Origin of the sequence: Asaia sp. VD9 (assembly GCF_037150015.1) — a bacterium.
GTDB lineage: Bacteria > Pseudomonadota > Alphaproteobacteria > Acetobacterales > Acetobacteraceae > Asaia.
In genome coordinates, this window is sequence record NZ_JBBCQM010000026.1 from 1 (window position 1) to 7,341 (window position 7,341).

Genomic DNA, 7,341 nt, shown 5'->3' on the forward strand with positions numbered 1-7,341 from the left:
AGCATATCCGGACGCTGAATACCCTGCTCGGCATCGCCAACAGCATTGGTCATTTCGATGACATCTTCAATGCGACCTTCCCGAAATCCTGCACGCAGATCGGCTTTGCTTTCAATGAGCAACGGCTGGGCCTGTCTGCTGCACAGGGAGCCCGCCCATGAGCCTCCTGCACTTCCTCGAAATCATAATCCCCGCCTGCGCTGCCACTCGCCTGCTCGTTTGGGCGTCGGGCGTGACGCGGGCTGCAAGCTCGGAGGAACGCCCATGAGCGCCCCAGCCGCCAAGCCGCCCTTCTCTCTGACCGGCACCGTCTCCGCGCTCGATCTGCAGAGCATCGCAAGCCGCCTCGAGCGCAAGGGAGGCCAGAAATGAGCGATACGAAGCCCTGCGCCTATTGCGGCGCCCTCATCATGCGCGAGGATCACATCACGAAATGGAGTTGGCAGAAGCGCCGGTTCTGTCGTGCATTCTGTGCGGCGCAGGAAACCTCCGGCGATCGTATGGTCACGAAGGATGAGGCTGAGCGCTTCCTCGTTCTGGTGAACAAGGGCGCGTCCCAGACTGCGGCGGCGAAAGAGATCGGGCGGAAACAGTCGAGCCTTCTGAATGCGGCCATCAAGCATGGACTGCTCAACGCGCGCATTCCTGCCGCCAACGACCCGTGCAGTACGTCTCCGGAGGAGATGCTTGCGCTTTTCCAGGATGGCCTGTCGTACAGCGAGATTGCTGCGCGCTGCGGCATCTCGGTCAAGGCTGTTTCCGCAAAGGTCAATCGGGCGAAGAAGCGCGAGGTTCCGGCGCCTGGGCAGCCGCGGCTCCCTGTAGAGGTCCCTGCCTCCACCCTCAACACAAGGGGACCAGAGCCAGCCGGGTCTGATGTAAGCTGGGGCGCGCTCGGGCTTGGAATTCCCTATTTCGAAGCCCTGAAACTGACGCAGAACATGCGCGCCCTCTGACCCCATCAAATGACAACCACGACCCCCACCGCAGCCGCAAACTGCTCGACCAGACGTTGGCGCGTCTGGCCCGTAGCGTGCGGATGCAGCACCGACCAGAGCCGGGCGGCGCGCATGATGTCGAGAGCGATCACGGGCGTATCCAACCGCTGCGTGAACCTTCTCGCATCTGCCTCGACCAGTGGCTTGTCGTGCTCGTGGGTGGTGGTGTCGTCGTCCAACTCTGAACTCCCTCAAACTGCCGGTGACAAGGCAGATGATGGAGGAAAAACATGTGCAAGGTTGGGGCATTCCGCTGCCCAAAAATACCAACTGTTGACCCAAAGTTTCCGCGAATGATGGCTGCGACCATCCCCGTTCGCGATCGGCTGCTCGATGCGATCAAGCGCGAGTTCATGCCCTTTCGGTTTGCAGCAGAAATGCTCGCCCGGGCGTCGAAAAAATCACCCAGGGCGGCTCGTAACTGGCTGTCAGAACGCAATGCTCCCGATGCGGAAGCACTGATCGAACTGATGGCCTCGTGTTCATCCATAGCCGACGAGGTGGAGCGCCTCGTTGCTGAGCGCCGTGCGGCGCGGGAGCAAGAATTATGCCTTGGTTCAAAATCAAGGTCGGTCGGTTTGGCATCGGAAGAGATGCAGGCCCTCCACCTTCATACCGACTGACGTTTCTACGGATCGTCTGGAAAGACTGGGATGCCTTCGAGGCTTGGGCGCTGGCTGAAGTCGATCGCTACAAGCGAGCGCTCGAAGCGGCACGGAAGGAGCTGCAGAAATGAGCCGTTCCAATCAGATCGACGCCGCTGACCTGTGCGGGGCCGTCAACCGATGGGTTGATAAATTCCCGAGTGAGGCCGAGGCGGCGCGCTCCCTCGGAATGAGCCCGCAGGCGCTCAACGCCCAGCGAAACGCCGTCAAACCATACTCCGCACGTGTTCTCAAGGCCGCTGGCCTGCGCCGCGTCGTGACCGTGCATTACGAATTTATCGAGGGGGCGGGATAATGCGCGTCCTTATCGCTTGCGAATACAGCGGCATCGTCAGGGATGCGTTTCTGGCGCGCGGTCATGAGGCGATGTCGTGCGACCTCCTGCCGACCGAACGACCCGGCCCTCACTACGAGGGCGATGTGCGCGACGTGCTGGACTACCCATGGGATCTGATGATCGCACACCCGCCGTGCACGCATCTCAGCGTGTCAGGGGCGCGGCATTTCGAAGCCAAGCGCCTTGATGGCCGGCAGCAATCGGCAGTCGCGTTCTTCATGGCTCTCGCCCGGTGCCCGATCCCCCGCAAGGTGATCGAAAACCCCGTCTGCGTCATGTCGAGCCTGTGGCGGAAACCGGACCAGGTAATCCAGCCGTGGATGTTTGGCCATGGTGAGACCAAGGCGACATGCCTCTGGCTCGAAAATGTAGCCCCTCTGACGCCGACGAACGTGGTCGAGGGACGCGAGGCACGCATCCACAAAATGCCCCCGTCCGCCGATCGATGGAAGCTCAGGAGCGAGACATACCAGGGCATTGCCGACGCTCTTGCTGATCAGATTGGCGGCCAGCCGGTCGCCCCTACCGTCCGAATTCTGGAGACTGCCCCATGACCAACGCAACCGACATGACAGGCCACAACAGCGAGAACGTGGGCGGGATTGCTGCCGATCGTCTCCGCTCGGTCATTGAGCGCGTGGAACGTCTGGAAGAGGAAAGGAAGGCGCTCTCGTCCGACATCAAGGACATTTTTGCGGAGAGCAAATCGGCAGGTTTTGACGTGCCGACGATCAAGCAGATCATCAAGATCCGCAAGCAAGACCCGGCGAAGGTGGAAGAAGCGGAAACAATTCTCGACACATATCGTCGCGCGCTGGGGATGTGAGCCATGAACAATTTCACACACGAAGATGATGTGTTCATCGCCAAGTATTTCGAGGCAGTCGGCGCCGAACAGATTGCGCTCGTGGACCTTCCATTCACCGAGAAAGAAATTGAGGCGCGTTTCATCTTTCTCAAAGAAAATCGACCGGACGTGTTCAATGAAGCCCGCCGCGAAGATGAGGCGTTCGGCGCCTTTATAGAGCACAATCTAACTCACAGCATGGTTGATGCCCTGTGCGAGATATCTAGAGGAAAAACCACTCTCGGACGCGGCAAAGGAAGGGCCGTTTCTGCCTTACGGGAACGCGGCCTCGTCGGCCCCAACCGCATGAAATACGAGTTGACGGAGGTTGGTTCACAGGTGGCCGCCCTCTTTCAGGGAGGCGGCATATGCTGAACCTGTTCCGCACACCCTACGCCCGCCGCGTGGAAAGCGAGAACGAGCGCCTGCGCCTGCGCTACCAGCTTTGGGAAAACAGGATCGAGCCAGCCCGCACGCTGGCCCTGATCGCGTCCAAAGACAAGGAAATCGAAGCCCTGAAAAAGACGATCCGCGCCTTGAAACGGGGGCGGGATCGGGCCGGGAGGTTTACGCCATGCGAGAAATAACCTTCACCCTCCCCGCAGCCTTCCCGCTGCTCAATCACAGCATCGGGCAGAGCCGTTTTGCGCTTACTGGAATGCGCCGGAAGATGGCCCGGTCGGTCGCCATGGCGTCGGCTGGTCTGCGGCCTCCTGAGCCGTTCAGCAAGGCGCATGTCCTGATCGAGCGGTATTCCGTGGGCTCGCCGGACAATGACGGCCTCCAAGGCGGTGCAAAGTTCCTGATCGACAGCCTGACGACGCCGCGACTGCTCAACGTACGCACGGAAGGCGCGCGTCAGCGCACGAAGAACAAGCGCGGCCTGGGCTTCATCATCGACGACGCCCCGCAGTACGCCGAAATCGAGGTGATCGGCATCAAGTGCAAGCGCGACGAGCAGCGCACGGTCGTGACCATTCGCGAGGTGGTGGCATGAGCATGTATTACATCATCGACATACGGCGCGACCTGGGGCGCCCTTATATCACCCTCTGGCGCCCAGATAATGCGGGCTATTGCTGGCCACTTTGCTGGGCGGGTCTCTACTCGAAAGAGACTATCGAGGAGGCGCACGGTTACTATTTCGAGCGCGAAGGCCGAAAGTTCGTACGTTTCCCCGTGCGGGCCGATCTGGTCGCCAGGATAGCGGTCGCGCCAACTCCCGGCAGGATTGACGGTGATGCTGGGCCAGTCATTCCGAACACTAACAAAATACGGCGGTATCTGGTCCGCAATCGGCTGCGTAATGAGGTGGCGGGATGAGCACTGCAAGACGATGGACAAAATGGTGGTGGCAGGACTGGCAACGCGATCCCGCATTGCGCATGTGCTCCCCGGCCGCGCGCGGCATTTGGATGGACCTCTTGGCGATCATGTTCGATGCGGAGCCGTGCGGTCACCTGCTAGTCAACGGACGCCAGCCAACTGAGCGACAACTTGCCGCCGTGTGCGGCGCGAGCATTGATGAGCTGACCTCATGCCTGTCTGAGCTTGAGGAAGCGGGGGCATTTAGCCGGTCGGAAGATGGCGTAATCTTCAATCGGCGCATGGTCAGGGATAAGGCCATTTCCGATGAGGCTTCAGCAAATGGCAAGATGGGAGGCAATCCGACCTTAACCGGGGGGCTTAACCCCAAACGAACAACAGGGGTTAAGCGTGGGGTTAAGGCAGGGGTTAACCCCCATAGCGAAGATGGGTTAACCACCCCCCTTAAACACCAAGAAGCAGAAGCAGAAGCATATAACCCTATAGTCCCTTTGAGGGACGAACCGACGCTCGAACTCGAAACCGAAGACGCAAACTCGGGAAACGAGACAGAGGGCCCGGCCAGGGACTTCGAAGCCTTCTGGAGCGCCTACCCTCGCAAGGATGGGAAGGCATCGGCTCGGAAGGCCTACGACAGGGCACGGCGCAAGATCGGGCACGAGGCGATCATGCGCGCCGTCTCGGCGTGGCCATTTGGCGAGAACGTCCGCAACGGCCAAGACTTCCGCCCTCACCCGGCCTCCTGGCTCAACGGCGAGCGGTGGAACGACGAGAGCGTGACCGCCGTGGTCGCAGCCAAGCCAACGGCCTCGCAATACCCGCCCGAAGTCGAGGCGGCATTCGTCGCGGCTCGCCGGGAATGGGCCCGAACCGGATGCGAAGGCAAGCCGCCGATGCGTGATGATTTTCTTGGAGTGTCCAAGCCATGAACCAGCACATTGCCGAGCCATTTTTCATCAATCGGCAGCGCATGAACAGCACCTTCGCCGATGCGATCGTGCAAGGGGCCCTGAGCCGCGACGAGATCGAAGACGAGATTCAGGCCACCGCCAAGGCTCTTCGCTTGATCGCAGATCTGCAATTCGGGAGGAACGAACGTGAGTGAATCGCTCTTCCTGCCGCCCGTCCGATCGCTCGATACGTTCGAGGCCGAGTGCTCGGTCCTCGCCGGAGTGTTGCTCAACAGCGCGATGCTCGAGCTCGTGGACGACATCCTCGCGCCCGAGGCTTTTACCAGCGAGGCCGTGGGAGAGCTCTACCGGATTGCTCGTGATCGCGTCCGTGCCGGTCGCCCGTGTGATCCGATCATGATCCGTGGCGAGGCGGAGACAAACCCGAAGACGGCAGAGTTCTGGAAGGCGTCGGGCCCGAAGATCCTGACGGCCTTCGTCGGCAAGCCGGTGATGCGCGGTTATGCCCAGGCGATTGCCGATGCGTCCCTGCTTCGCTCGCTCAAGGACGAGGCTGAGAACCTGATCCTCGATGTGACCCATGCCGGAGACAAAACCGGCGCTGTGTTGGTTGAGGAATTGCAGGAGCGGATCGAGCGCCTCGCCCTGAGTGGCGACACCGATCGGCCGATGAAGACCTCGGCAAACGCGATAGACACGCTCCTAGAGGCCACAGAAGCCGCCTGGAAGGCAGGGAACGCCCTTTCGGGTATCGATACCGGGTATGAGGGCTTGAACGGCCTCCTGAGCGGCCTGAAGCCGGGCGGCGTGTATGTCATTGCAGCACGGCCGGGTGTCGGCAAGTCGTCCCTGATGCTCGGGATTGCAATGCGGGCTGCCCAACGCAACGGCCGGGGTCTGATCTGGTCCGGGGAAATGTCGGCCGAAGAGCTGATGAGCAAGGCAATCGCGGGCAAGACTGGCCTGCCGGTCGATGTGGTCATGACGGGGCACTGGAAATTCCCGAACGGCGAGAGGCGGCCGGTGTCACGCGAGGACATGGATCGGATCGTCTCGGCCGGAATGGCGGCCAGAGATATCCCGCTCATGGTCGATGACCGGGAAGGCGCGACCGTGCAGCAGATCCTCGCACGGGCCCGACGCATGAAGCGGCAAAAGCAGGGCCTAGCATTCATCGCGCTCGACTACCTGCAACTCATGGAGGCCAGTGCGGCCGTAAAGCGATCCGGCAACCGCACGGCCGAAGTCACCGAGATCAGCCGCGACGTGGCACGCATGGCGCGGGAATTGAACGTCCCTGTTATCGCCCTCTCCCAGCTCAACCGGCAGTCGGAGAACCGCGAAGACCGACGCCCCTCACTTGCCGATATTCGCGACAGTGGCGCGATCGAACAGGATGCCCGGTGCGTGATGGCGCTCTACCGCGAAGAAATGGCGCTGCGGTTGCGCGTAGGGGCAGATGGGCAAGTCAGCCGCAACAGCGGCGAAAGTGATGCAGCCTACGAGAAGCGATCGGCCGAAGTGACCGAGCGCCTAGCCAAGTCGGCCGGCACAGCCGAGGTGATCGTGCTCAAGAACCGAGGCGGCCGGACCGGCATCGTCGGGATGCAGTTCGACGGCCCCTCAACCTGGTTCCGGGGCGACGACGAGCGCCAGAATGACCCGGCATGGTGAGTGAGGAAAACATGAAAAACCCAGCAAATCCGGTCGTTTCCAGTACCGACGGGGCTCGGGGTGTGGTAGGATCGGACATGAGCGAAACGACGAAACGCACCCTCGGCGCCGACATGATCGATCTCAGCGTGCCGTGGGCCGAACGCATCGACCGAACGCATCTCGCAGCGCGGCCCGTTGATCAACGACCTCGGAGAGCCTCGACGTTTGGCGCTGAGGGCGGTGCGGGGCGTGAGAAGACAAACTCACCGGCGGAAATTGGAGGGGGCTGTACGGGGCGGAAAAACGTCCTAGCGCGATGGTTCCTTTGGGTGACTCATTTTGCTGGTGCGCTCCTCTTGTTCCTCGATTTGGGCTTGATGTTCGGTTTGGTGGCGTACGCTACATGCGCATCCTTTGGGTTCCTGATCGGCAAATTATGGATCTTGGGGTGGCCACGCGCTTCTGGTGGGGAGAGGGTTTGATGTGGTCTGACTGGCAAACAGCGAACGACCGCGCCTGTTCAGAGATGTTTTGGCCTGAACCTGCAAACGATGACGAAGACCCAGGATATGATTATGATGGGGACGACTTAGCGGCGTGA

At 61.0% G+C, this 7,341-nt stretch carries 13 protein-coding genes; 12 read left to right on the forward strand and 1 reads right to left on the reverse strand.

Features of this window, described 5'->3' with window-relative positions:
• The first annotated feature begins 368 nt into the window (after positions 1–368).
• The gene (locus WFJ47_RS16110) at positions 369–956 is read left to right on the forward strand and encodes a sigma factor-like helix-turn-helix DNA-binding protein (RefSeq protein ID WP_336764359.1); all 588 of its coding nucleotides are present in this window, start codon (positions 369–371) and stop codon (positions 954–956) included.
• A 5-nt stretch (positions 957–961) separates the two neighbouring features.
• Here WFJ47_RS16110 and WFJ47_RS16115 read toward each other — a convergent pair whose 3' ends face one another.
• Positions 962–1,177, reverse strand: a complete 216-nt coding sequence (locus WFJ47_RS16115; RefSeq protein WP_062164660.1) for a hypothetical protein — start codon at positions 1,175–1,177, stop codon at positions 962–964.
• Between the two features lie 114 nt (positions 1,178–1,291).
• Here WFJ47_RS16115 and WFJ47_RS16120 point away from each other — a divergent pair, with 114 nt between their 5' ends.
• The 11 genes from WFJ47_RS16120 (at position 1,292) to WFJ47_RS16170 (ending at position 6,758) form a co-directional block, all read left to right on the forward strand.
• The gene (locus WFJ47_RS16120; protein WP_336764361.1) at positions 1,292–1,621 is read left to right on the forward strand and encodes a hypothetical protein; all 330 of its coding nucleotides are present in this window, start codon (positions 1,292–1,294) and stop codon (positions 1,619–1,621) included.
• Between the two features lie 109 nt (positions 1,622–1,730).
• The gene (locus tag WFJ47_RS16125; protein WP_336764363.1) at positions 1,731–1,958 is read left to right on the forward strand and encodes a hypothetical protein; all 228 of its coding nucleotides are present in this window, start codon (positions 1,731–1,733) and stop codon (positions 1,956–1,958) included.
• On the forward strand, positions 1,958–2,554 hold the full coding sequence (locus WFJ47_RS16130) for a hypothetical protein (protein WP_336764364.1): 597 nt from the start codon (positions 1,958–1,960) through the stop codon (positions 2,552–2,554). The genes WFJ47_RS16125 and WFJ47_RS16130 overlap by 1 nt, the downstream gene beginning before the upstream one ends.
• A complete protein-coding gene (locus WFJ47_RS16135) occupies positions 2,551–2,826 on the forward strand; it encodes a DUF2312 domain-containing protein (protein WP_336764365.1) in 276 nt (91 codons plus the stop codon). The genes WFJ47_RS16130 and WFJ47_RS16135 overlap by 4 nt, the downstream gene beginning before the upstream one ends.
• A 3-nt stretch (positions 2,827–2,829) precedes the next feature.
• Entirely contained in the window at positions 2,830–3,222 is a 393-nt protein-coding gene (locus WFJ47_RS16140; RefSeq protein WP_336764367.1) for a hypothetical protein, read from the forward strand.
• Positions 3,216–3,434, forward strand: coding sequence for a hypothetical protein (locus WFJ47_RS16145; RefSeq protein ID WP_336764368.1), 219 nt, complete (start codon positions 3,216–3,218; stop codon positions 3,432–3,434). Before WFJ47_RS16140 ends, WFJ47_RS16145 begins: the two co-directional genes overlap by 7 nt.
• Positions 3,422–3,844: a hypothetical protein gene (locus WFJ47_RS16150; RefSeq protein WP_336764369.1), complete on the forward strand. Its 423-nt coding sequence runs from the start codon at positions 3,422–3,424 to the stop codon at positions 3,842–3,844. The genes WFJ47_RS16145 and WFJ47_RS16150 overlap by 13 nt, the downstream gene beginning before the upstream one ends.
• Entirely contained in the window at positions 3,841–4,170 is a 330-nt protein-coding gene (locus WFJ47_RS16155) for a hypothetical protein (protein WP_336764370.1), read from the forward strand. The genes WFJ47_RS16150 and WFJ47_RS16155 overlap by 4 nt, the downstream gene beginning before the upstream one ends.
• Complete coding sequence (locus WFJ47_RS16160; RefSeq protein ID WP_336764372.1) at positions 4,167–5,102, forward strand: hypothetical protein; 936 nt, start codon at positions 4,167–4,169, stop codon at positions 5,100–5,102. The genes WFJ47_RS16155 and WFJ47_RS16160 overlap by 4 nt, the downstream gene beginning before the upstream one ends.
• Positions 5,099–5,278: a hypothetical protein gene (locus WFJ47_RS16165; RefSeq protein ID WP_336764374.1), complete on the forward strand. Its 180-nt coding sequence runs from the start codon at positions 5,099–5,101 to the stop codon at positions 5,276–5,278. The genes WFJ47_RS16160 and WFJ47_RS16165 overlap by 4 nt, the downstream gene beginning before the upstream one ends.
• On the forward strand, positions 5,271–6,758 hold the full coding sequence (locus tag WFJ47_RS16170) for a DnaB-like helicase C-terminal domain-containing protein (protein WP_336764376.1): 1,488 nt from the start codon (positions 5,271–5,273) through the stop codon (positions 6,756–6,758). Before WFJ47_RS16165 ends, WFJ47_RS16170 begins: the two co-directional genes overlap by 8 nt.
• The last annotated feature ends 583 nt before the right edge of the window (positions 6,759–7,341 follow it).